The 21,156-nt window shown below is 40.7% G+C and carries 18 protein-coding genes and 1 pseudogene; 18 read left to right on the top strand and 1 reads right to left on the bottom strand.

Features of this window, described 5'->3' with window-relative positions; all coding sequences use genetic code 11:
* From IV50_RS02025 to gntK, 14 genes and pseudogenes are all read left to right on the top strand, one after another.
* Positions 1 to 615: amidase family protein (locus IV50_RS02025; protein ID WP_269079377.1), on the top strand; the 615-nt coding region annotated here is incomplete at its 5' end.
* Positions 615 to 2,060, top strand: a complete 1,446-nt coding sequence (gene gatB, locus IV50_RS02020) for an Asp-tRNA(Asn)/Glu-tRNA(Gln) amidotransferase subunit GatB (RefSeq protein ID WP_057744326.1) — start codon at positions 615 to 617, stop codon at positions 2,058 to 2,060. The genes IV50_RS02025 and gatB, both read left to right, overlap by 1 nt.
* Before the next feature lie 72 nt (positions 2,061 to 2,132).
* The gene (locus IV50_RS02015; RefSeq protein ID WP_057744323.1) at positions 2,133 to 3,083 is read left to right on the top strand and encodes a diacylglycerol kinase; all 951 of its coding nucleotides are present in this window, start codon (positions 2,133 to 2,135) and stop codon (positions 3,081 to 3,083) included.
* Between the two features lie 72 nt (positions 3,084 to 3,155).
* Positions 3,156 to 4,445 carry a bifunctional folylpolyglutamate synthase/dihydrofolate synthase gene (locus tag IV50_RS02010; RefSeq protein ID WP_057744320.1) on the top strand — a complete coding sequence of 430 codons (1,290 nt, stop codon included), beginning with the start codon at positions 3,156 to 3,158 and terminating at the stop codon, positions 4,443 to 4,445.
* 1 nt (position 4,446) lies between these two features.
* A complete protein-coding gene (locus IV50_RS02005; protein ID WP_057744316.1) occupies positions 4,447 to 5,037 on the top strand; it encodes a non-canonical purine NTP pyrophosphatase in 591 nt (196 codons plus the stop codon).
* Positions 5,038 to 5,052: 15 nt separating this feature from the next.
* Positions 5,053 to 6,597, top strand: a complete 1,545-nt coding sequence (locus IV50_RS02000) for a UDP-N-acetylmuramoyl-L-alanyl-D-glutamate--2,6-diaminopimelate ligase (RefSeq protein WP_057744313.1) — start codon at positions 5,053 to 5,055, stop codon at positions 6,595 to 6,597.
* Positions 6,598 to 6,679: 82 nt separating this feature from the next.
* On the top strand, positions 6,680 to 7,033 hold the full coding sequence (locus tag IV50_RS01995; RefSeq protein ID WP_057744310.1) for a hypothetical protein: 354 nt from the start codon (positions 6,680 to 6,682) through the stop codon (positions 7,031 to 7,033).
* Positions 7,033 to 8,718, top strand: coding sequence for an arginine--tRNA ligase (argS, locus tag IV50_RS01990; RefSeq protein ID WP_057744307.1), 1,686 nt, complete (start codon positions 7,033 to 7,035; stop codon positions 8,716 to 8,718). The genes IV50_RS01995 and argS overlap by 1 nt, the downstream gene beginning before the upstream one ends.
* A 113-nt stretch (positions 8,719 to 8,831) precedes the next feature.
* Positions 8,832 to 9,287, top strand: coding sequence for an arginine repressor (argR, locus tag IV50_RS07950; protein ID WP_057744304.1), 456 nt, complete (start codon positions 8,832 to 8,834; stop codon positions 9,285 to 9,287).
* A gap of 15 nt (positions 9,288 to 9,302) precedes the next feature.
* Positions 9,303 to 11,387: a PBP1A family penicillin-binding protein gene (locus IV50_RS01980; RefSeq protein WP_084736679.1), complete on the top strand. Its 2,085-nt coding sequence runs from the start codon at positions 9,303 to 9,305 to the stop codon at positions 11,385 to 11,387.
* Between the two features lie 53 nt (positions 11,388 to 11,440).
* Complete coding sequence (locus IV50_RS01975) at positions 11,441 to 11,782, top strand: YlbF family regulator (protein WP_057744298.1); 342 nt, start codon at positions 11,441 to 11,443, stop codon at positions 11,780 to 11,782.
* Positions 11,783 to 11,872: 90 nt separating this feature from the next.
* Entirely contained in the window at positions 11,873 to 12,052 is a 180-nt protein-coding gene (locus IV50_RS01970) for a CsbD family protein (RefSeq protein ID WP_057744297.1), read from the top strand.
* A 181-nt stretch (positions 12,053 to 12,233) separates the two neighbouring features.
* Positions 12,234 to 13,190 carry a 3'-5' exoribonuclease YhaM family protein gene (locus tag IV50_RS01965; protein ID WP_057744294.1) on the top strand — a complete coding sequence of 319 codons (957 nt, stop codon included), beginning with the start codon at positions 12,234 to 12,236 and terminating at the stop codon, positions 13,188 to 13,190.
* 114 nt (positions 13,191 to 13,304) lie between these two features.
* Positions 13,305 to 14,839 (top strand): annotated as a pseudogene (gene gntK, locus IV50_RS01960) (gluconokinase).
* Between the two features lie 173 nt (positions 14,840 to 15,012).
* Here gntK and IV50_RS01955 read toward each other — a convergent pair.
* Complete coding sequence (locus IV50_RS01955; RefSeq protein WP_057744292.1) at positions 15,013 to 15,609, bottom strand: DUF4352 domain-containing protein; 597 nt, start codon at positions 15,607 to 15,609, stop codon at positions 15,013 to 15,015.
* Between the two features lie 547 nt (positions 15,610 to 16,156).
* Here IV50_RS01955 and cls point away from each other — a divergent pair.
* From cls to IV50_RS01935, 4 genes are all read left to right on the top strand, one after another.
* Positions 16,157 to 17,611 (top strand): cardiolipin synthase, encoded by a 1,455-nt coding sequence (cls, locus tag IV50_RS01950; RefSeq protein ID WP_057744289.1) that lies wholly within the window; start codon positions 16,157 to 16,159, stop codon positions 17,609 to 17,611.
* A 72-nt stretch (positions 17,612 to 17,683) separates the two neighbouring features.
* Positions 17,684 to 18,946, top strand: coding sequence for an EF-P 5-aminopentanol modification-associated protein YfmF (gene yfmF / locus IV50_RS01945; protein ID WP_057744287.1), 1,263 nt, complete (start codon positions 17,684 to 17,686; stop codon positions 18,944 to 18,946).
* Complete coding sequence (gene yfmH / locus IV50_RS01940; RefSeq protein WP_236697687.1) at positions 18,933 to 20,213, top strand: EF-P 5-aminopentanol modification-associated protein YfmH; 1,281 nt, start codon at positions 18,933 to 18,935, stop codon at positions 20,211 to 20,213. The genes yfmF and yfmH overlap by 14 nt, the downstream gene beginning before the upstream one ends.
* A 50-nt stretch (positions 20,214 to 20,263) precedes the next feature.
* Positions 20,264 to 21,142 (top strand): helix-turn-helix domain-containing protein, encoded by an 879-nt coding sequence (locus IV50_RS01935; protein ID WP_057744281.1) that lies wholly within the window; start codon positions 20,264 to 20,266, stop codon positions 21,140 to 21,142.
* The last annotated feature ends 14 nt before the right edge of the window (positions 21,143 to 21,156 follow it).

Genomic DNA, 21,156 nt, shown 5'->3' with positions numbered 1-21,156 from the left:
TTAGAAACATTAAAGTCACTTGGTGCGACCGTTGATGAGGTATCATTACCACACACTAAGTATGGTGTGGCGGCTTACTACATTTTGGCTTCTGCAGAAGCATCATCAAACTTGCAACGTTTCGATGGTATCCGTTATGGCTTCCGTGCTGAAAATGTAAAGAATTTGGATGATTTATATGTTCAAACCCGTTCACAAGGTTTTGGTGATGAAGTCAAGCGCCGAATTATGCTTGGAACTTATTCACTTTCTGCCGGTTCATATGATGCTTTCTTTAAGAAGGCAGCACAAATTCGGACATTGATGATTAATGACTTTAAAAAGGTTTTTGCGGACTACGATTTGATTGTGGCACCAACTGCGCCAAATGTTGCGTATGATTTCGGTGAGAATTCAGATGATCCTGAAATTACGTATATGAATGACGTTTTGACCATTCCAGTTAACATGGCTGGTTTGCCAGGTATGTCTGTGAATGCTGGTTTTGCAAATGATTTGCCGGTTGGTATGCAGTTTATTGGTGATCAATTCCAAGAAGCAAAGCTTTATCAAGCAGGTTATGCCTTTGAACAAGCAACAAAGCTATATGAAAAGACCCCTGGAGGTGCAAAGTAATGGCTGTACCAAATTTTGAAACAACCATTGGACTTGAAGTCCACGTTGAATTAAAAACTAACTCTAAGGCAATGTCACCATCCCCAGTCGGATATGGTGCTGAACCTAACCAAAACACAAACGTGATTGATTGGGGTTATCCTGGCGTTTTGCCACAAGCTAACCAAGGCGCTTTGGAATACGGTATGATGGCTGCAACGGCCTTACATGCTGAAATCACACGTGATTTACACTGGGATCGGAAGAACTATTTTTATCCCGACAATCCAAAAGCCTATCAAATTACCCAACAACAAAAGCCAATCGGGCAAAAGGGTTGGATTGATGTTGAGTTAGAGAGTGGCACAAAACGCATCGGTATTACGGAAATGCACGTTGAAGAAGATGCCGGAAAGAACACTCACGGTACTGATGGTTACTCATATGTCGACTTGAACCGTCAAGGAACACCATTGATTGAAATTGTGAGTGATCCTGATATGTCAACACCAGATGAGGCCTATGCCTATTTGGAAGCTTTGCGTCAAGCCATCCAGTTTACTGGAATCTCTGACGTTAAGATGCAAGAAGGTTCAATGCGTGTTGACGCTAACATTTCAATTCGCCCAGTCGGTTCAAAGGAATATGGTACAAAGGTCGAGTTGAAGAACTTGAATTCATTCAACTATGTGCGTAAGGGACTTGCCTTTGAAGAAGATCGCCAAGCTAAAATCTATTTGGCAGGGGGAACCATTCAACAGCAAACACGTCGTTTTGATGAAGCAACAGGTGAGACGGTGTTGATGCGTGTGAAAGAAACAGCGGATGATTATCGTTACTTCCCAGAGCCTGACTTGTCACCAGTGCATATTTCTGATGCTTGGGTAGAAAAAGTAGCTGCAGCCTTGCCTGAATCTGCCCCAGACCGTCGTAAACACTATGTGGATGATTTGGGTCTTGAACCATATGATGCCAAGGTCTTAACGCAAACACTTGAAATGTCAAACTTCTTTGATGCAACTGTTGCTGCTGATGCAAATCCTAAGCGTGCAGCCAATTACTTGATGGGTGATGTGAATGCATATTTGAATGAAAAGCAAGTTGACTTGCAAGATACCGCATTGACGCCAGATCATCTTGCTGAGATGATTAAATTGATTGATGATGGTACAATTTCAACTAAGATGGCTAAACGCGTTTTCACAGCGATTACAAAGGGTGAGAACCCAGCTGAATTCGTTGAAGCTAATGGCCTAAAGCAAATGTCTGATCCAGCTGAACTACAACCTATTATCGATGAGATTTTGGATAACAATGAACAATCAATTATTGATTTCCATAATGGAAAAGATCGTGCAGTTGGTTTCTTAGTTGGTCAAATTATGAAGGCAACCAAGGGAAACGCGAACCCAGGTGTTGTTAACCAACTTTTGATGACATCATTACAAGCGCGTAAACCAGAATAAAAAAGTGCTGATTGTGCGATAAGCACAATCAGCAATACATAATGCTACGTTATGAAAATAAGGAGATGACGCATGAAAAAACGAGCGCGTATTATTTATAATCCAACATCCGGACGTGAAGCAATTCGACGAGATTTGGTTGATATTTTAAATGTTTATGAATTAGCTGGGTATGAGACAAGTGTGTTCGCAACAACTCCCGAAGAAAACTCAGCCCAGAACGAGGCACGTCGTGCGGCACTAGATGGTTTTGAATTAATCGTTGCTGCCGGTGGGGATGGTACAATTAATGAAGTCGTCAATGGTATTGCTGATTTGGACGAACGGCCAGTGATGGCAGTAATTCCAGCCGGGACGACGAATGATTATGCGCGTGCTTTACACATTCCGCGTGATAATCCATTAGAAGCAGCGAAAGTCATCTTACAAAAGAAAGCTGCCCGCATGGATATTGGGCAAGCCAATGATAAGTACTTTATGAATATTGCCGCCGGGGGTTCATTATCAGAACTAACATATTCGGTACCGTCTAAGTTAAAGTCGATGTATGGTTACTTGGCATATGTCGTTAAAGGGGCTGAAATGCTGCCACAAATTCGGCCAATGAATTTACGCATTGAATATGATGATGGTGTGTATGATGGTCCGTCATCACTTTTCTTCTTAGCTTTAACGAATTCCGTTGGGGGCTTTGAGCAAATTGTGCCTGATGCCAAATTGGATGATGGTAAATTTACGTTGTTGGTTTTGAAAACCAGCAAGTTGAATGAATTAATGGCGATTATGACTGAAGCTCTTAAGGGTAAGCATATGGATGATCCAAATATTTTGTATGTTAAGTCAAATGAAGTTAAAATCATTCCTGAGGGTGATAATAAAAATCCGATTATGATTAATTTGGATGGTGAATATGGTGGTGATGCACCAGTTGACTTTGTGAATCATCATGCGCATATCGCAATGGTGGCTAACGTTGATGATATGACTGATAACCAATTCACTTTACCAAGTGTCGACTTATAACATGATGCGTCCTTTAAATAGGACGTTTTTTAATGGCATAAGCTATGAAGCAAGTTTATGAAGGGGGCTAGCATGCCAATTGCAGATGTCTATCGACAAATCAATAAAAAAATTAGTGCGCGTCCTGACGTTGACGCCAGTGATCGCACGCGTACCAACATTGTTCATGAAGTTTTAGGCTGGATCGGTCAACCAGACCGCCGTTTAAAAATTATTCACATTGTTGGTACCAATGGAAAAGGTTCGATGGGGATTATGTTGTCGGACATCATTAAACATACTCGCTATAAAGTTGGGCATTTTACGTCACCGGTGATTAATGATGATCGTGAAATGATTAGTATTGATGGAAAAGAAATTAATGAGACGGAATTTATTGCGAGTTATCAGAATATTTTAGGGGAAATTCATCGTCATGGTGGTGATGCAACCGTTCTAACAAAATTTGAATGGTGGGTTCTGATTGCATTGGAATATTTTGGTCGACAACAAGTTGACTATGTCGTGTTAGAAGCTGGCCAACATGGTTTATGTGACCCAACCAATGCTGTTGAAAATCCATTAGTGGTCGCTTTTTCTAAAATCGCACCAGATTATTTTGAACAACAAGAGACCAACTTAGTGAAAATCACCGAGACCAAACTGGGCGCGATTAAACAAGGTTCAACGGTTGTGAGTTATCCAGGTCAGGATGCTACCGTAAATCAGTATCTTAAGGAAACAACCGCAAAGGTTGGGGCAACATGGTATGATCACAAACCGAAAATCACGCTTTTGAAATCTGCGCCAGATGGCCTTCTCTTGAATGTAAACGATTTGAAGGGGCTTAAATTATCGTTAACAGGATCGTATCAGATTCAAAATTTGTCAACGGTGCTACAAATTGTAGATGTCCTAAAGCAAAATGGCGCTGATATCAAAGATGTTGATCTCGTCGAAGTTCTGTCGCGCGTTAAAATTGAAGGACGTATGGAGTATGACGCAGATCAGAATATTTTGTATGATGGCGCCCATAATGCAAGTGGCGTGGCGAGCTTAGTTGACTCACTAAAAGCGTGGCACTTACAAGCGAAACCCTTAATGGTCCTCGGTTTTCTTAAAGACAATAATTGGCATGAAATGTTAGATGAACTTTTGCCATTTACTGATTCAGTGATTACGGTAACGCCAGATGCGCCAACTGCGATGTCAGCGGATGAATTAGCAGCTAAAATTGTGATGATGAGTAATGTGAATGTCGATGTTGCAGATGATCCTGCTGCGGCGCTTTCATTAGCGGGTCAAGCTCGTGAAAGTACGCAAGCTATGATTTTGGTAACGGGATCATTTTACACGTTGAAAGCAATCCATGAAGGAGCTTAAAATGCGCAAACCAATTGTGATTGCATCTAATAACACACATAAAACAGCTGAAATTGCAGAATTTTTTGCGTTGTATGAACAACCAGTTGTAAATTATCGTGAATTACATGCGCAAATAACTTTTCCTAAAGAAACAACTGATAACATGGTGGAAAATGTTAAAATGAAAGCTAGCACGATTCACGCTTTGTTGCCAAATGAAATGATTTTAGCGGATGATTCGGCCTTATTTGTGCCAGCGTTGCCGGAACACTTCGGGGTAACGACAATGCGTGAATTTAAAGCCCATGCGTTAAAGACGGATGCTGAAATTAATCAATATGTTTTAGACATGGTTGATACGGTAACTGACCGTTCAGGGTACTTGCAGTCTGATTTTTACATGGTGCTTCCGGATGGGCAGATACTAACGACACAGGCTAAAGGCGGTGTCAGAATAGCAAACAGTCCCCGAGGTGCAAATGGGTTAGATGCCATTGTAGAGACTGAGACGGGTGCAACTTTGGGTGAAATGCCGATTACACAGCGTGTTAATTATGCCGCTCGCGGGCGTGCTGTCCAAACAATTATGAAAGCTTTAAACAAGGATTAGAGGAGAACTTTGCACATGGCACTTACTGGAGAACAAATTACGAATTATTTAGCTGATGAAAGTTTGGTGCTGTCTGCGCCTGATTTTGAAGGGGCCATCCAACATCTAGCTTATAATTCAAATGATGTGACTGCGGATACTTTGTTTTTTATCAAGGGGAATTTTAAGCCCGAATATTTAGCTGATGCTAAAGCGAAGGGTGTTACTGCGGTTATTGCGCCAGTTGATTTTACTGAAACATTAGACTTACCAACGTGGGTCGTAGATGATGTGGCTGCTGCGATGAGCATCTTGAGTATGGCTTTTTACGACCGACCACAAGATAAACTTGCTTTAATTGGGATAACTGGTACGAAAGGTAAAACCTCAAGTGCCTATATGGCTTATGAAATTTTACGTGAAGCAACAGGGGACAAAGTGGCCCTATCTTCAACTTTAGCTGTGGTAACTGGAACTGATCCTAAATTCCATTATCGCGCTCACTTGACGACACCTGAATCATTAGATTTGTTCCGTTGGATGGCTGAAGCCGTAGAAAATGGCATGACGCACATGGTCATGGAAGTATCCTCACAAGCTTATAAAAAAGAACGTGTCTATGGGTTGCGATATGACGTGGGTATTTTCTTAAATATCAGTCCCGATCACATTGGTCCAAATGAGCACCCAACGTTTGAAGATTATTTAGAGTGCAAAATGGAGCTATTTGATCACTCTGATCAAATTGTTTTAAATGCGGATTCAGACCACTTTGGACAATTAATTGAACGTGCTGAAATGGCCGTACCAAAGGATGGTCTTTGGCTATATGCGCAAGAACATACTGATGCCGATGAAGATATGGGTGCCGATATGTCATATCGGACTGTCCGTGAAGACTTGCAAGGTAGCACTTTTGCAGTAAGTGCGCATGGACAACAGGGTCAAGCTCTCGAGCTTGATGGTGAGTACGACTTGGATATGCCAGGTGACTTTAATCAAGGTAATGCAACGGCAGCGATGATTGCCACACGTTTAGTTGGGGCAGATCCTGAAGCAATGCGAACTGCTTTAAACGAAGTGAAAGTACCTGGTCGCATGCAAGAGTTAACAAGTGCTGAACACGGTACGATTTATGTTGATTATGCGCATAATTATGCTTCAATCGCTGCTTTGTTACAGTTTGTCCGCGCTAACGAGCGCGTTGATAAATTGGCGATTGTGGTGGGTGCGCCTGGAAATAAGGGTGTTTCACGTCGCCCTGGAATTGGACAAGCCATTAATGAAGGGGCCGATGTGGCCTACTTAACGAGTGATGATCCACAATATGAAAACCCTGCCGACATTAATGCTGAAATTGCAGCAAATATTGATGCTGATAAGGTCCAAATTATCGAACAATTAGATCGTACTAAGGCGATAACTGAAGCCATTCAAGCGTCTGGCCCCAATGATGTTGTCGTTTTGGCGGGTAAAGGTCTTGATGAATACCAGAAAATTGAAGGTGTCGATACACCATATGAGAATGATTGGGCGATTGCTCAGCGTGTCGTGAACGAATTGACTAACGAACCAGAGTAGAATTAACAGCCATTGTTTGGTATAATACAAAGATTAATGCAGTGAAAATAAGAGTTAAAAATAGAAAAGGGGTACGTAGCACATGGCTAAAGAACCTATTGAAAACACATCAGAATTTGACATTGGTGATTACGTTTCAGGAAAAAAGTTTGCCAACTTTGAACATGATTTTTCAGGGATTGTTGAAAAAATTTACGAGCACTCAATCATGATTTCGATTACAGATTTTGATCCGGAAGATACAGCAACTGTTAATGAATATAACCAACGTGCCGTTGTCCGTATGTCTGATGCACAAATCTTGAAGAAGACTGATAACCCAGCACCACGTCCATCAGATGATGAAGATGACGAGGAAGAGGAAGAAGCACCAGCTGGTATTTTGGATGAAGACGAAGACGACGATGAAGAAACTGAAACTGAGGAGGAAAATTAATGGACTATAAAGCACTTGTTGCGCAAGTTCTTGATCCTGCGGTTGACGAAATGAGTCAAACAGATATCTTAAGCAAAATTGAGATTCCAAAGGATTCAAGTAAGGGAGATTTTGCCTTTCCAACATTTACTTTAGCAAAATCTCGCCATCAAGCGCCAAATCAAATTGCCGCTGCAATTGTTGATGCAATTGATCAAAGTCAATTTGAGACAGTTGAAGCAGCTGGCCCATACGTTAATTTCTTCTTAGACAAGGCGCAAGCAGGGCAAAACTTCTTGCGTGACGTTTTGTTGAATGAGAACTACGGCCACAATACTGATGGTGAAGCAGGACACGTCACAATTGATATGTCATCACCAAACATTGCTAAGCCAATGTCAATGGGACATCTCCGTTCAACAGTTATTGGAAATTCATTGGCAGAAATCTCACGCGCCAATGGTTACCAACCAATTAAAATTAATCACCTTGGTGATTGGGGAACGCAGTTTGGTAAGTTGATTTCAGCGTACAAGCGTTGGGGTTCAGAAGCAGAAGTTAAAGCTGATCCAATTAACACCTTGGTTAAGTATTATGTGAAATTCCACGAAGAGGCTGAAAAAGATCCAGCGTTGAACGATGAAGGTCGTGCCTGGTTTAAGAAGCTTGAAGATGGGGATGAAGAAGCAACTCATCTATGGAAGTGGTTCCGTGATGAATCTTTGAAGGAATTCATGGATATCTATGATGAACTTGATATCGAGTTTGATTCATTTAATGGTGAGTCATTCTACAACGATAAGATGGATGAAGTTGTAGATATGCTTGAAGATAAGGGCTTGCTTGAAGAATCTCAAGGCGCTCAAGTTGTCAATCTAGATGATGAAGATTTGAATGTCGCCATGATTAAGCGAACTGACGGGGCAACACTATATATGACCCGTGATTTGGCGGCTGCCATTTTCCGTAAGCGTAACTACAACTTTGTAAAGTCGCTCTATGTGGTCGGTGGCGAACAACGCGAGCACTTCCAACAAATGAAGGCTGTCTTGAAAAAGATGGGCTTTGATTGGGCGGATGAGATTGAACACGTTTCATTTGGTTTGATTACAGTTGATGGTAAGAAGCTTTCAACACGTTCAGGACGCATTATTTTATTGAAGGACGTTTTGGATGATTCTGTTGAACTAGCACAAGAACAAATCGAAGAAAAAAACCCAGACTTACCAAATAAAGAAGAAGTTGCCCACGAAGTTGGGGTTGGCGCAGTTGTCTTCCACGACTTAATGAATGAGCGTACGAAGAGCTTTGATTTTAAGCTTGAAGACGTTGTTCGTTTCGAAGGTGACACTGGTCCATATGTGCAGTATACAAATGCACGTGCGCAATCAATTTTGCGTAAGGCTGGTAACCCTGAATTGGTAATGGATGAATTAACAATTACTGATGATGCGGTTTGGGAAGTTGAAAAATTATTGGCAGAGTTCCCTAATACACTTAAGCGCGCTTGGCGTGAGTATGAACCTTCTGTTATTGCCAAGTATGCTTTGAGTTTGGCGCGTGCTTTCAACAAGTACTATGCTAACTCAGTTATTTTAAAAGATGATGCAGAGTTAAATGCACGTCTGGCATTGGTTAAGTCCGTGTCACAAGTTTTGACAGAGTCATTACGTTTGTTAGGGGTTAAAGCACCTAAGGAAATGTAGTCGATGCGTTGAAGCATATGCAATGATTTGCTGATATAAAACCGACATCATTTTACTCATTTGAGTGGAACGGCGTCGGTTTTTTACCAAGAATGAACATTGAGGATGTAAACATGCCAACCAAAAAACAAAATCGCCAACTTAAAATTTTGGATATTATTTCAAAAAATGTGATTGATTCGCAAGAAAAGTTGATGGATGCCTTAAAAGAGGCGGGGTATAGCGTGACACAAGCCACGGTCTCCCGAGATATTAACGAATTAAAAATCGTACGACATACAGATGAAAATGGGTTAAATCGTTACCAGGTTTTAGAGCCTTATGCAGCGGATGAGCTAAGCCAACTAAAATTAAATGTGACGCAATTAGTGAATTCTGTGGAACAAGTTGAGTTTATGGTGATTCTAAAGACAGCTGAAGGAAATGGTAATCGAATTGCTGCTTTAATTGATCATGTCAATTTTAAATATATTGTCGGTACATTGGCCGGTCATGACACGATCTTTGTGATGACACACAATGCCGACGAAGCTAAGCGAACGGCTGAGACCATTCAAGCTTGGCTTTAAGATATGGAGAGAAAGATGAAAAACTGGTTTAAAAAAGGATTTGCGCGCATTAAGCCAATTTGGCAACGTTATCAGATTACCCGTTGGTTAATTGTGCTGTTTTTAACGCTTTTTTTTATCATCAGTGCCCTCGGGACGTTCAATGCTAAAACAACTGATGTGAGTGATTTAAAGGCCCGTCTCAGAGATTCGACCATTATTTACGATCATGAAAATAAAAAAGCAGGTTCAATTGCTGGTCAAAAAGGGACATATGTTGGATACGACCAAATTTCATCAAATGTGACCAACGCAATCATTGCGACAGAAGATCGTAATTTTTACAAAGAATACGGATTTTCTATTAAGGGAACTTTGCGTGGCGCTTTAACAACAGTTTATTATCGTTTGAAGGGTAGCCATGCTTCGGCAGGTGGATCAACCATCACGCAACAATTGGTTAAGAATGCTTTTTTGACGCAAGACCAAACGATTAGTCGTAAAATTAAGGAATTGTTTCTGTCGGTTCAAGTTGAAAAAGAGTATAGCAAAAACGACATTATTACAATGTACATGAATAATGCTTACTTTGGCCGTGGTGCTTGGGGTGTCCAAGATGCGGCTGAAAAATATTTTGGCATAGATGCCAAAGATTTGAACGTCGAACAGGGAGCCATGTTAGCGGGAATGTTACAGTCACCCAATGGTTATGATCCAATTAGTCAGCCTGAAGCTGCGCTTAATCGACGCAACCAAGTGCTCCAAAATTTGGTTAATAACCATAAGTTGTCGCAATCAGATGCTGACGCCATTGCTAAAACACCAATTGGTGCGAGTGATCATGAACGTATCGATAATAGTTATCGTTACCCATCATATTTTGATGCCGTGATTAATGAGGCCATCGGTAAATATCATCTAAAAGAAAATAAACTTCTAAATGATGGATATCGCATTTACACGAGTTTGAATCAAGATGATCAAACGAATTTACAGAATAATTTTGAAAATCCAAATTTGAATCCTGTTGGTGGCGATTCTCAAGCTGCTTCAATTGTTATGGATGCTAAAACTGGAGGCGTTCGGGCTGTTGTTGGTGGACGAGGAGAGCACGTGTTCCGCGGGTTTAATCGAGCCACACAGATGTACCGGTCACCAGGTTCAACGATTAAGCCGTTGGTCGATTATGCACCAGCGTTATCACGTGGTTTCTCAGTCGACTCAAAGTTGAAAAACCAAGTTTCATCGTTTGGAACAAATGGTTATGAACCACACAATGCTTTGGATGTGCAAACAAAACCAGTGCCAATGTATCAAGCGCTTGAAAATTCATATAATATTCCAGCGGTCTGGCTATTAGATCAAATCGGTACAAAGGTTGGCTTTAAGAGTGCCGAAGATGCTGGGTTACCAGTTGAAAAGTCTGATGACAATTTGTCGTTGGCGATTGGTGGTATGAAGAAGGGAGTATCACCCCTTCAAATGACACAGGCCTATACCAGTTTCGCAAATGATGGAAAGATGAGTAAGGGTCACTTTATTACTAAAATCGAAGACGCTTCAGGTAAGGTGATTGTTGACACCAAACCAGAGCAAAAGCGTTTATGGAGTAGTAAGGTTACTAAGGAAATGACGTCAATGATGCTGGGGGTTTATACCGATGGAACAGGTGTTTCTGCCAATCCATATGGCTTTAAAGTCGCTGGTAAAACCGGGACAACTGAGGTTAGTGGCGAAGATTCATCTGCAACAAATGCAACGGATTCATGGGCAATTGCATATACACCAGATGTTGTCGTGACAACTTGGATGGGATACGATAAAACAGACGCGTCACATACATTACCGATTTATCTCAGTCAAACGGCCGGACCGTTGATGAAACAAACCCTTGAACAAGTTTTACCGAATACGCCTAACACACCATTCAATGTGAAAAGTGTTCGCGAACAAATGGCAGAAAAGCAGGCTGCTAAAGAACGACAAGCAGCGCAAAGCCAAAATGCTAATGATGTTTCAGATGGAATTACCGACAAGATCCGTAAGGGCACACAAGATACCATTGATAGCTTTAATCGTGGGGCAAAAAAGGCTTGGTCGGATTTGATCGGAAACTTTTAAAAGAACCTAGGGTATGCCATAATAGAGGCAATCAATGAAAAGAGGAAATTAAGATGGTTAATATTTTTGATAACGTCAATGCTGCAGCACGTGATTTGGTAGAAACACCACAATACAAGAACTTGGCTGAAGCCCTTAAGGCTGTACGTGAAGACGAAAAGACCAACGAAGTCTTTACTCGTTTCCAATCAGCCCAAATTGCAATTAACGATGCCATGCAAGCTGGTGAAGAACCTGATGAAGCCCAAATTGCAGCATGGCAAACTGTTGCACAAGAGATTGAAGAATATGATGCCATTGAAAAATTGATGGAATCAGAACAAGCTATGAACCAATTGTTGATGGAAATCAACAACACATTGACAAAGCCAATTGCGGATTTGTATCAAGATTAATGCTCTTTAATTAAAATTTTGATTAATTTGCCATAAAATGGTATGATAATCAAGTAACACATTAACTTATATCAAATGGAGGTATTTATTATGTCATTAGAAGATCAAGCTAAGGGTGCTATGGACCAAGCAACTGGTAAGGCAAAGGAAGTTGCTGGTAAGGCTACTGGAGACTCAAAGACTGAAGCTGAAGGTAAGGCTAAGCAAGCTTTCGGTGATGCCAAGGACGCAGCTGCAGATGCTGTTGACAGTGTTAAAGACAAGTTTTAATTAAATTAAAATAGAAAAGAATCTTTTTTCTATCAGAACCCCATTCATCAACTGAATGGGGTTTTTATATTGCCAAAAATATGTTGTGGTGGATGGCGGGGGGACTTTTCGTGTTTCAATCCAGAACATGGTAAAATGGCGTAAAGACCGTGAATGCTTAGGCTCCAAGGGGAGGATCAACATGCTTAAAGATTATGAAAATAACGAACAATTTGAAGCCAATGTGCTTTTGAATGATATCGATGTGCGTCGTACGCAACAAGGAAAAGCGTACCTAAATTTATTGGTTTCAGATCGTTCGATGGAAATTAGTGCAAAAAAATGGGATGTGACTGACGCTGAAATGAAGGAATTTGTGGCTGGTGAAGTGATTCATATTAAAGCCATTCGACAAACATATAAGGACCAGCCGCAATTACGTGTTTTGGAAATGCGTAAAACAGAGCCAGGTGAGCCAAATGATCCAGCAGACTTTATGCAAACAGCGCCAGTTAAAAAAGAGGGCCTTGAAGAAGAAGTCAGCCAGATTATGTTCCAAATAACTAATGCCACGTGGCAACGAGTGGTACGGTACTTATTTAAAAAATACCACGAGGAGTTCTTTAGTTTTCCAGCTGCTAAATCAAACCACCACGCTTTTAAGGGAGGGTTGGCTTACCATTCACTTTCAATTGTTCATTTGGCGCAAGCTGTCACTGAACAATATGAAAATATTAATGGGAGTCTCTTATATGCAGGTGGCCTTTTACATGATTTGGGTAAAGTCATCGAATTAACAGGACCAGTTGCCACAAAGTATACAACAGCCGGTAATTTAATCGGACACATTACATTAATTGATGAACAAATTGTTTTGGCGGCACATGAGTTAAAACTTGATTTGAATTCTGAAGATATGTTGGTGTTACGTCACACGGTGTTAGCTCATCATGGACAATTGGACTATGGTTCTCCCGTACGACCACAAATTAAAGAAGCTAATATTTTGCACCAACTTGATGAGTTAGATGCAAATATTCAATCATTCGATCAAGCCCTGGCACAAACTGAACCGGGAGAGTTTTCTAGTCCACAGTTTGCACTTGATCGACGCCGAGTCTATCGACCACGACAAGAAAATCAACCAGAGGACCTATAATCTGAAATAAGTTGATAAATCAGTAATGATAGGGTTTTCAAAACGAAAAAATAGGCATAAAATAGAAAAGTAAAGAAAAACAAAAAAACGTTTGCATCCGATAGGAGATTGAAAATGGATTATCTAATTGGGGTTGATTTAGGGACTACGTCAACCAAGGCCGTTTTGTTTGATAAGGCTGGATATGTTATTGCAAGTGCCAACAAAGGTTACAAATTATATCGTGATGAGCCAGATATGGCTGAAGAAGATTTAGAAGAAATTTGGCGTGCGTTCATTGAAGCCATCCATTCTGTTTCTGCAGCAGCGACAGATGGTGACATTGTGGCTGTTTCATTTAGTTCAGCGATGCATTCATTGATTGCATTTGATCGAGATTGGACACCGCTTACCCGAGTGATTACTTGGGCTGACAATCGTGCCGTTAAGTACACTGAAGAGTTGCGTTCGACAGGGTTGGGTCAAGAAATCTATTCAAAGACCGGAACACCAATTCACCCAATGGCACCATTGTCAAAGATTCTATGGTTGAAGAATGAAAAGCCAGATATCTATAACAATGCGGCGCACTATTTGGGAATTAAAGAATACTTGTTCCACAATCTATTTGGGGTTAACCGCATGGATATTTCCATTGCGTCTGGAACGGGAATGTTCAACATCTTTGACTTAGACTGGGATCCACAAGCTCTTGAAGTGACTGGTGTCAGCAAGGATCAAATGCCAGAACCAGTGGATCCATATGCTATGGAACGTGGTCTTGACCCACAAGTGGCTGAATATCTTGGTCTTGACCCACAAACGCCATTCGTTTATGGTGCTGGAGACGGTCCATTGTCTAACCTAGGGGTTAACGCTGTTCAACCTGGGGTTGCGGCTGTTACCATTGGGACATCTGGAGCGATTCGTGTCGTAACAGACGCGCCAAAGATTGATCCAAAGGGACGTACCTTTACGTATGCTTTGGATAAGGATCACTGGGTTGTTGGTGGACCAGTTAACAGTGGGGGTGACGTTTTGCGTTGGGCCCGCGATAATATGTTTGATGCTGAGAAGTCAACTGCTGATTTGATGGGTATGGATTCATATGACCTTATTACTGAAATTGCGAACCACGTGCCAGCCGGTGCCGATGGTTTGCTCTTCCACCCATATCTTGGTGGTGAGCGTGCACCAATCTGGGATGCCAATGCCAAGGGTTCATTCTTTGGATTAACTTATAAGCATACACGTGCGCACATGGTGCGCGCCGTCATGGAAGGTGTTGTTTTCAACATTTACATGGTGTCATTAGCCTTGGAAGAAGTGACTGGAAGCTTGACATCAATTCAAGCAACGGGAGGATTTGCTCGTTCACCACTTTGGCGTCAAATGATGGCTGATATCTTTGAACAAGCGGTTACAGTGCCAAAGCCTTCGAATCAGGTGCTTTGGCGGCAACAGTTATGGCCCAAAAAGCCTTGGGAATGGTTGATAGTTTAGATGTTATCGGTGGAATGATCGGTGATTCAAATACTTACGAACCAATGCCTGAAAACTACGCTGTTTACCGTGCGTTGTCACCAATCTTTATTCGTTTGTCACGTCAACTACAAACTGAATATGAAACAATTGCCGACTTCCAACGTAAATTCGTGAATAAAGACTAATTGTTTTTGAAAAAGTTCTCATGTTATTGAGAACTTTTTTTATTACAGTAGACATGGATACAAAAAAACAACCAGTTAGAAAACTAACTGGTTGTTTTTTTTGCAACACCCTGCCTTATTTAGTATAGCTTGTAGAATTAAAGTGGGTTTATGCATATTCGTTGAATTGAATATTAGTTATTTAAGTTAACTGAGAATGACTCGTCAGTTGTAAACATGTTACCGTTATAATTTAACTTTAGGTGATCCTCAGGCTTACCTTGACCAATAAGATCTCCAGTGACGGTTGCACCAGGTTTCAAATCACCAGAATCAAGAGTGTTATCATTATCGATATCAATTTCATCAAGATCAGTAAGATTTCCAGCATTATCTAGCTTGAAATCGTAAGGATTGTAGCTGATTGTTTCATCACTTTTATTTGTAATAGTGATGTTAGCGACTGCAAATTGATTGCCATCCTTTAACATAGAGGCATCAGGATCATCAGCCTTAAACTGGAAAGAGTTAACCTTAAATTCAACACCCTTGTATTCAACAGTGTCGCCAACCTTATATGTTTTTCCATCAATATCGCTAGCATCTGATTTCTTACTTGTCGAACTAGTAGATGATTCTGATGTCTTCTTTGGTTCATCATCTGAGCTACCCAAGGCTCCTACAATGAAAAATAGGACAACTACTGCAAGCAACCAGAACCAAATGCGCTTGTAAAATGGTTTCTTTTGAACGTATGTATTTCCGTTCTCGTCCGTAATCTTCTTAGCCATCTAAATACTCCTAATCAGTTTTAACGTGGTTCAGATCTGCACGTACTGGCACTATCTCTAAAATGAATTTTGTAAATATGTATTTTGTTAAAGTGTTAAGTCTTAAAAAAGTCTATATTGATGAAAAATTGGTTCCGAAAAATTACTATGCTTAATAGGACTACCATAATAAAAATTCAGAAGAGGCAAGCGGTTAATATGAGTATTACTCTAAACCCTTATTTATCTTATATTAACCATAAAAATTAGTCAATAAATCTACCGATTAGTGCCAATTAACTGCAGGACTGCTTGAATTCGGCATAGAATGAAAATAAACTACGGATTAAATTTGTTATTTACTGCTTTTAGAAATAGAAAATGTCGTATATTTTAATACGAAAATTAAAATTGAATATTGTTTGATAAGCACAGTTAGCTAATATGAATAGTTAATGTTAAAAAGGGGTGTTTTATTACAGTAGACATTGGCATGACGTTAGTGAATATGCATTTATAAATAGTTTATGATAAAATAAGATTAATTTAACCGCGAGAGGAGCTTGATATGTCAAGCAGTATTATTTTTAGTATTATTGCAATTATTTTCATTTTGAACTTAATTGCCGCAATAATCACGGTTTTCGATGAAAAGCGTGATATTGCCTCAATTTGGGCTTGGTTACTTGTTTTATTGCTTTTCCCAGTTGTTGGATTCTTTATTTACGCCTTTTTGGGACGTAAAATTTCACATAGTAAGATTTTTGATTTACGAACTCAAGAAGATTTGGGAATTGATCAAATCGCTGAAAATCAACGTGACTTGTTAGCTAAGAATGCTGAAGAAGATCGTGAAAAATACAGTGAACAAGAACCCTTTTTCAATTTATTCTTAAATAGCGATGAAGCTGTGTTGACCCAGAAGAATGAAGTGCGTTTGTTTAACAACGGACCAGAAAAGTTCAAGGCTTTATTTGAAGATATTCGCAACGCAAAAAACCACATTAACGTTGAATATTTCTCAATCTTTGATGATGAGTTAGGAAATCAATTGGTTGATTTATTAACCGAAAAAGCCCATGAAGGTGTCAAAGTGCGGGTCTTGTTTGATCAATTCGGATCACATGGCCGTAACAAAAAGCTTTACGAGCGTCTGCGTGCCGCTGGTGGGCAAGACATGGCCTTTCTTGAATCACCATGGCCAATTACTTTCCGTGCGAATTTCCGTTTGCACCGCAAGTTGGTTGTGATTGATGGTAAGATTGGTTACATCGGTGGCTTGAACGTTGGTGATGAATACGTCGGTAAATCTAAGAAGTTTGGAAACTGGCGTGATACACATACCCGAATCGTTGGAGATGCAGTTTTGGCCTTGCAAGGGCGCTTCTTCATGGATTGGAATGCCACTGCGAAAAAAGAAAATAAATTGCAATTCTCAAAGGACTATTTCCCAAATGATACAGAGGGTAATGGTAATACGGCTGTTCAAATTGTTACCTCAGGTCCTGATCAAGATACACAACAAATTAAGCAAGGGTACATGCGTCAAATTGCTTCAGCGCGTGAATCAATTACAATTCAAACACCGTACTTTATTCCTGATCAAGGGATGATGGATCTTTTGACAGTTGCTGCTATGTCAGGCGTTAAAGTGCGCTTGATGATTCCTTGTATGCCTGACCATCCATTTGTTTATCGTGCGACTGAGTACTATGCTAAAGAACTTTTGGATGCTGGTGGTGAAGTTTATACCTATGATAATGGCTTTATCCATGCCAAGGTTGTAACAATTGATGGAAAAGTATCTTCCGTCGGTTCGGCTAACATGGATATGCGTTCATTTGGCTTGAACTTTGAAGGAAATGCGTTTATGTACGATGAAGATATTGCTAAGCAATTGGAAGACTTCTTCGAACAAGATATTAAAGCGTCAACGCATTTGAACGAGCAATATTTTGAAAATCAATCTAAGTGGCTTAAGTTTAAGCAAAAGTTTTCACGTTTGCTTTCACCAATATTATAATTTTCTTGAAAAGTACGTTATGATTAGTAACGTACTTTTTTTGTACAAAAAAATTGAATGTAGGTAATATTTTTGACAGAAATAACGATTAAACCAAACATTTATTTAAATATTCAACCAACCCAACAATTTTCAACAATTCGGATTGAATTTAACTTTTCAACCGAGATGCAAGCTGAAAACACGGCTGACCGTACTTTGGCTGCAAAAATGCTTGAAAATGCTTCAACTGTGTATCAAAGCCAAACGCAGATTGCCCGTGCCTTAAGTCAGTTGTACGGAGCGGATTTTGGCATTGATGTGTTGAAGGTGGGCCGCTTACATGTTGTAAAAGCACACATGGCGGTGATTGATCCGCATTTTATTGATGATAAACAACCGATTTTAGAGCAAGCACTCGCATTTATGAAAACAATGCTCTACCAGCCGATGGGTAATGCTGAGCAAGGATTTGATGCGACGATTTTTAATCGACAAAAAGAATTACTCTTAGATGAAGTGGCTGGTTTAGAGGATGACCGACCATACATTGCAAATCGACATGCATTACAAGCCTATTTTGATGAGACGGCGCAAGGCTTGCCAGCATATGGTACTTCTAATGCCATTGAGGAGGCAGATGAACTTTCGGCATGGCGGGCGTGGGAGGACATGATTCAGACCAACCGTGTCGATATTATTGTTTCTGGGGACGTGGAGCCAGCTGATATTCAGCCAGCGCTCGAAGATCTGGTAACACCTCAAGTGCCGGCGCCGGTACAACCATTTTATCACCAGCTAGTGCACGCGACGGTCAACCATCTTGTCGAACAACAACCAGTAAATCAAAGCCAATTGGTGATCATTTATCAATTGGTGATTCCTGAAGAACGTCGTTTCGCTGCCTACGTTTTTGATCAAATTTTTGGTGGGACACCAGTGTCGCGTTTGTTTTTAGATGTTCGAGAAACCAAAGGTCTAGCCTACGGTATTAGTACCGACTACAATCGTTTCACAGATGTGTTGTTAGTGACGGCTGGTATTGCGGATACGCAAATTAAGCAGACCCAAAAGGCCATTGCGGCCAATTTACAAAAATTGCAAGTAGAGCCAATTTCTGACACAGAGTTGCATACAATTAAGGAATTAATGAAGACGGAATATATGGTGAGCTTAGATAACCAAAGTCAGGTGACGGATCGTGCGTTTATTGCGACGATGACCAAACTTTCACAAGCAGAATGGTTTGCTGCCTTAGATGCTGTTACTGTGGCTGATGTGCAATCCGTTGCGAAGGAAATGGTTGAACAAGTCGATTTTGTTTTGGAAGGAGCCGGCGATGATGCAGATGAATAAACATTTCCCAGCTGAAAGGCATATAGTCTTAGCGAATGGTTTACGCGTGCATTTGGTACCCCGACCAGATTTTCATCAGATGGCGGCTAACTTAACGGTTGATTTTGGTGGCCGAGATGATACTTTCTATTGGAAAAACCAGACTATTACGCAACCGCTCGGTGTGGCTCATTTTTTGGAACATCGCATATTTGGGCAACCTGACTATGATGCCTTCCAAAAATTAAGTGAATTAGGAGCTGATGCGAACGCATTTACCAGTCAAAGTCGGACGAGTTATTATTTTACAAGCTTAGCTAATAATTTAGCTGCGCTTAGTGAATTATTGCATTTTACACAAACGCCGTATTTCCCCGAAGACGCAGTTAAGCGCGAGGCGCAAATTATTTCACAAGAGGCGGACATGTATCAGGATAATGTCGATGCGCGCCTTTACCGTATGTTGCTGGGACAATTATACCCAGGCGATTTATTAGGTGAGGAGATTGTCGGGAACCATGTTTCGTTAGATCAAATTACTGGACAGACATTACAGACTGCTTTTGAAGCCTTTTATCAACCTGGTAATATGGATATTTTTGTTACAGGGGCCTTTGATGCTGACGCAGTTTTAGCAACGATTGAACAGTCGACCGCCGGACAACGATCGGGGCAGGTGGTTGCTCAAGTCAACACACCAAAATTGGCAGAACCACAAACAGAACCAAAAATTGTGTCGTTACCAACCAATCGAACCAAAGTTGCACTCGGTCAACGCTGGCGAACGCCTGAGACGATGCCGACTGGTCGAGCAGGATTAAAGGAAATGATTGCGGTTAGTTTGGCTTTAGATTTGGTATTTGGCGAGTTATCACCACAATACATGGATTGGTATGATGCGGGAATAATTGATGATGACTTTAGTGTTGAATTTGAATGGGAGCGTGGCTTTGCGTTCATTACGGTAGCAACCGACACACCGGAACCAGAAACTGTTATTTCTGAGATATCGACAGTCTTACGTCATTTAGCGCATACCTTTGCGCAACTACAATCGGAATTTGACTTAGTTAAAAAGGACGCGATGGGACGGGCAGTTAACCGCTTTAACTTCATGGAAGAAGATGCCGTGAGTTTTGAAGGAAATCTGTTTGACGGTAGTACGGTCATGGATGAATATAGTATTTTAGAGGAAATTGACGTGACGTTTGTACAGTCAGTTTTAGACCAAAATCCACTTCCTGAAATATCGAGCATAATTGTCCGCCCAAATCTTGGGTTGTTATGATATAATTACGGTATATATGACAAATTTATTTAGATAGTTAGGTGATCAAAATGAGTGAAGAACACAATCAAGAAATTGGACAAGCATTACAAGGTGCACGAATCGAAAAAGGTTTGTCACTTGATGATATTCAACAAATGACGAAAATTCAAAAGCGTTATTTACAAGCAATTGAAAATGGTCAATTTGATCAATTGCCAGGTAAGTTCTACGAACGCGCTTTTGTGCGACAATATGCAGCCTCAGTTGGTCTGGATGCTGATGAATTTATTAAGGATCATGCTAGTGATGAAGATTTGAAGCCGGTTGAACCTGATTTTGAAGGCGCACGGGTTGATACCGATAATATTACGCGAGCAGGTATGCATCGTGAAACTGAATCACCAGTTGATAAGACGCGTCAAGTGATGCCAAAAGTATTGATTGCAGTTGCAGCGGTTGCAATCGTATTGATTGTTTGGGCATTAGTCTCAGCTTTCTCTGGTACATCAAAGTCTGCGACAAACAGTTCATCTGTTGCAGTTTCAAGCTCAAAGGTTGAATCATCAAGTTCATCCAAGAAGGCGTCTTCAAAGCCAGCACCGAAGCCAGCGCCTAAGCAACCAGCTGTCAAGGTAGGTAACGGAGTTGTTTCTGGAAACACGGTGACATATAACAACATCCAAGCGCCAAAGAAGGAAGAAGTTCTTCAATTGGCTGCAACAAGTGATGCTTGGTTACAAGTGACTGATAATGCTGGAACAATGCTCTTCAATGGAACTGTTAAGGCAAACGCACCACAATCAATTAAGGTGCCAGCCACAGCAACAAACATCAAGATGCAAATCGGTAATGCTAACCCACTTAAGGTTAAGTTTGGAAATCAAGACATTGATATGAAGAACAATGGTGCTACCGTTTGGAATGCAAATTTGATGATTAAGCATTAATCAATCGAGGCGAA

This window comes from Weissella viridescens (genome assembly GCF_001437355.1).
Taxonomy (GTDB): domain Bacteria; phylum Bacillota; class Bacilli; order Lactobacillales; family Lactobacillaceae; genus Weissella; species Weissella viridescens.
This window is presented reverse-complemented; position numbering and strand designations above follow the sequence as displayed.

Coding starts and splice junctions, on each gene's coding strand:
- gatB (WP_057744326.1), top strand. CDS start 615: ATGGCTGTACCAAATTTTGAAACAACCATTGGACTTGAAGTCCACGTT.
- IV50_RS02015 (WP_057744323.1), top strand. CDS start 2,133: ATGAAAAAACGAGCGCGTATTATTTATAATCCAACATCCGGACGTGAA.
- IV50_RS02010 (WP_057744320.1), top strand. CDS start 3,156: ATGCCAATTGCAGATGTCTATCGACAAATCAATAAAAAAATTAGTGCG.
- IV50_RS02005 (WP_057744316.1), top strand. CDS start 4,447: ATGCGCAAACCAATTGTGATTGCATCTAATAACACACATAAAACAGCT.
- IV50_RS02000 (WP_057744313.1), top strand. CDS start 5,053: ATGGCACTTACTGGAGAACAAATTACGAATTATTTAGCTGATGAAAGT.
- IV50_RS01995 (WP_057744310.1), top strand. CDS start 6,680: ATGGCTAAAGAACCTATTGAAAACACATCAGAATTTGACATTGGTGAT.
- argS (WP_057744307.1), top strand. CDS start 7,033: ATGGACTATAAAGCACTTGTTGCGCAAGTTCTTGATCCTGCGGTTGAC.
- argR (WP_057744304.1), top strand. CDS start 8,832: ATGCCAACCAAAAAACAAAATCGCCAACTTAAAATTTTGGATATTATT.
- IV50_RS01980 (WP_084736679.1), top strand. CDS start 9,303: ATGAAAAACTGGTTTAAAAAAGGATTTGCGCGCATTAAGCCAATTTGG.
- IV50_RS01975 (WP_057744298.1), top strand. CDS start 11,441: ATGGTTAATATTTTTGATAACGTCAATGCTGCAGCACGTGATTTGGTA.
- IV50_RS01970 (WP_057744297.1), top strand. CDS start 11,873: ATGTCATTAGAAGATCAAGCTAAGGGTGCTATGGACCAAGCAACTGGT.
- IV50_RS01965 (WP_057744294.1), top strand. CDS start 12,234: ATGCTTAAAGATTATGAAAATAACGAACAATTTGAAGCCAATGTGCTT.
- IV50_RS01955 (WP_057744292.1), bottom strand. CDS start 15,609: ATGGCTAAGAAGATTACGGACGAGAACGGAAATACATACGTTCAAAAG.
- cls (WP_057744289.1), top strand. CDS start 16,157: ATGTCAAGCAGTATTATTTTTAGTATTATTGCAATTATTTTCATTTTG.
- yfmH (WP_236697687.1), top strand. CDS start 18,933: ATGCAGATGAATAAACATTTCCCAGCTGAAAGGCATATAGTCTTAGCG.
- IV50_RS01935 (WP_057744281.1), top strand. CDS start 20,264: ATGAGTGAAGAACACAATCAAGAAATTGGACAAGCATTACAAGGTGCA.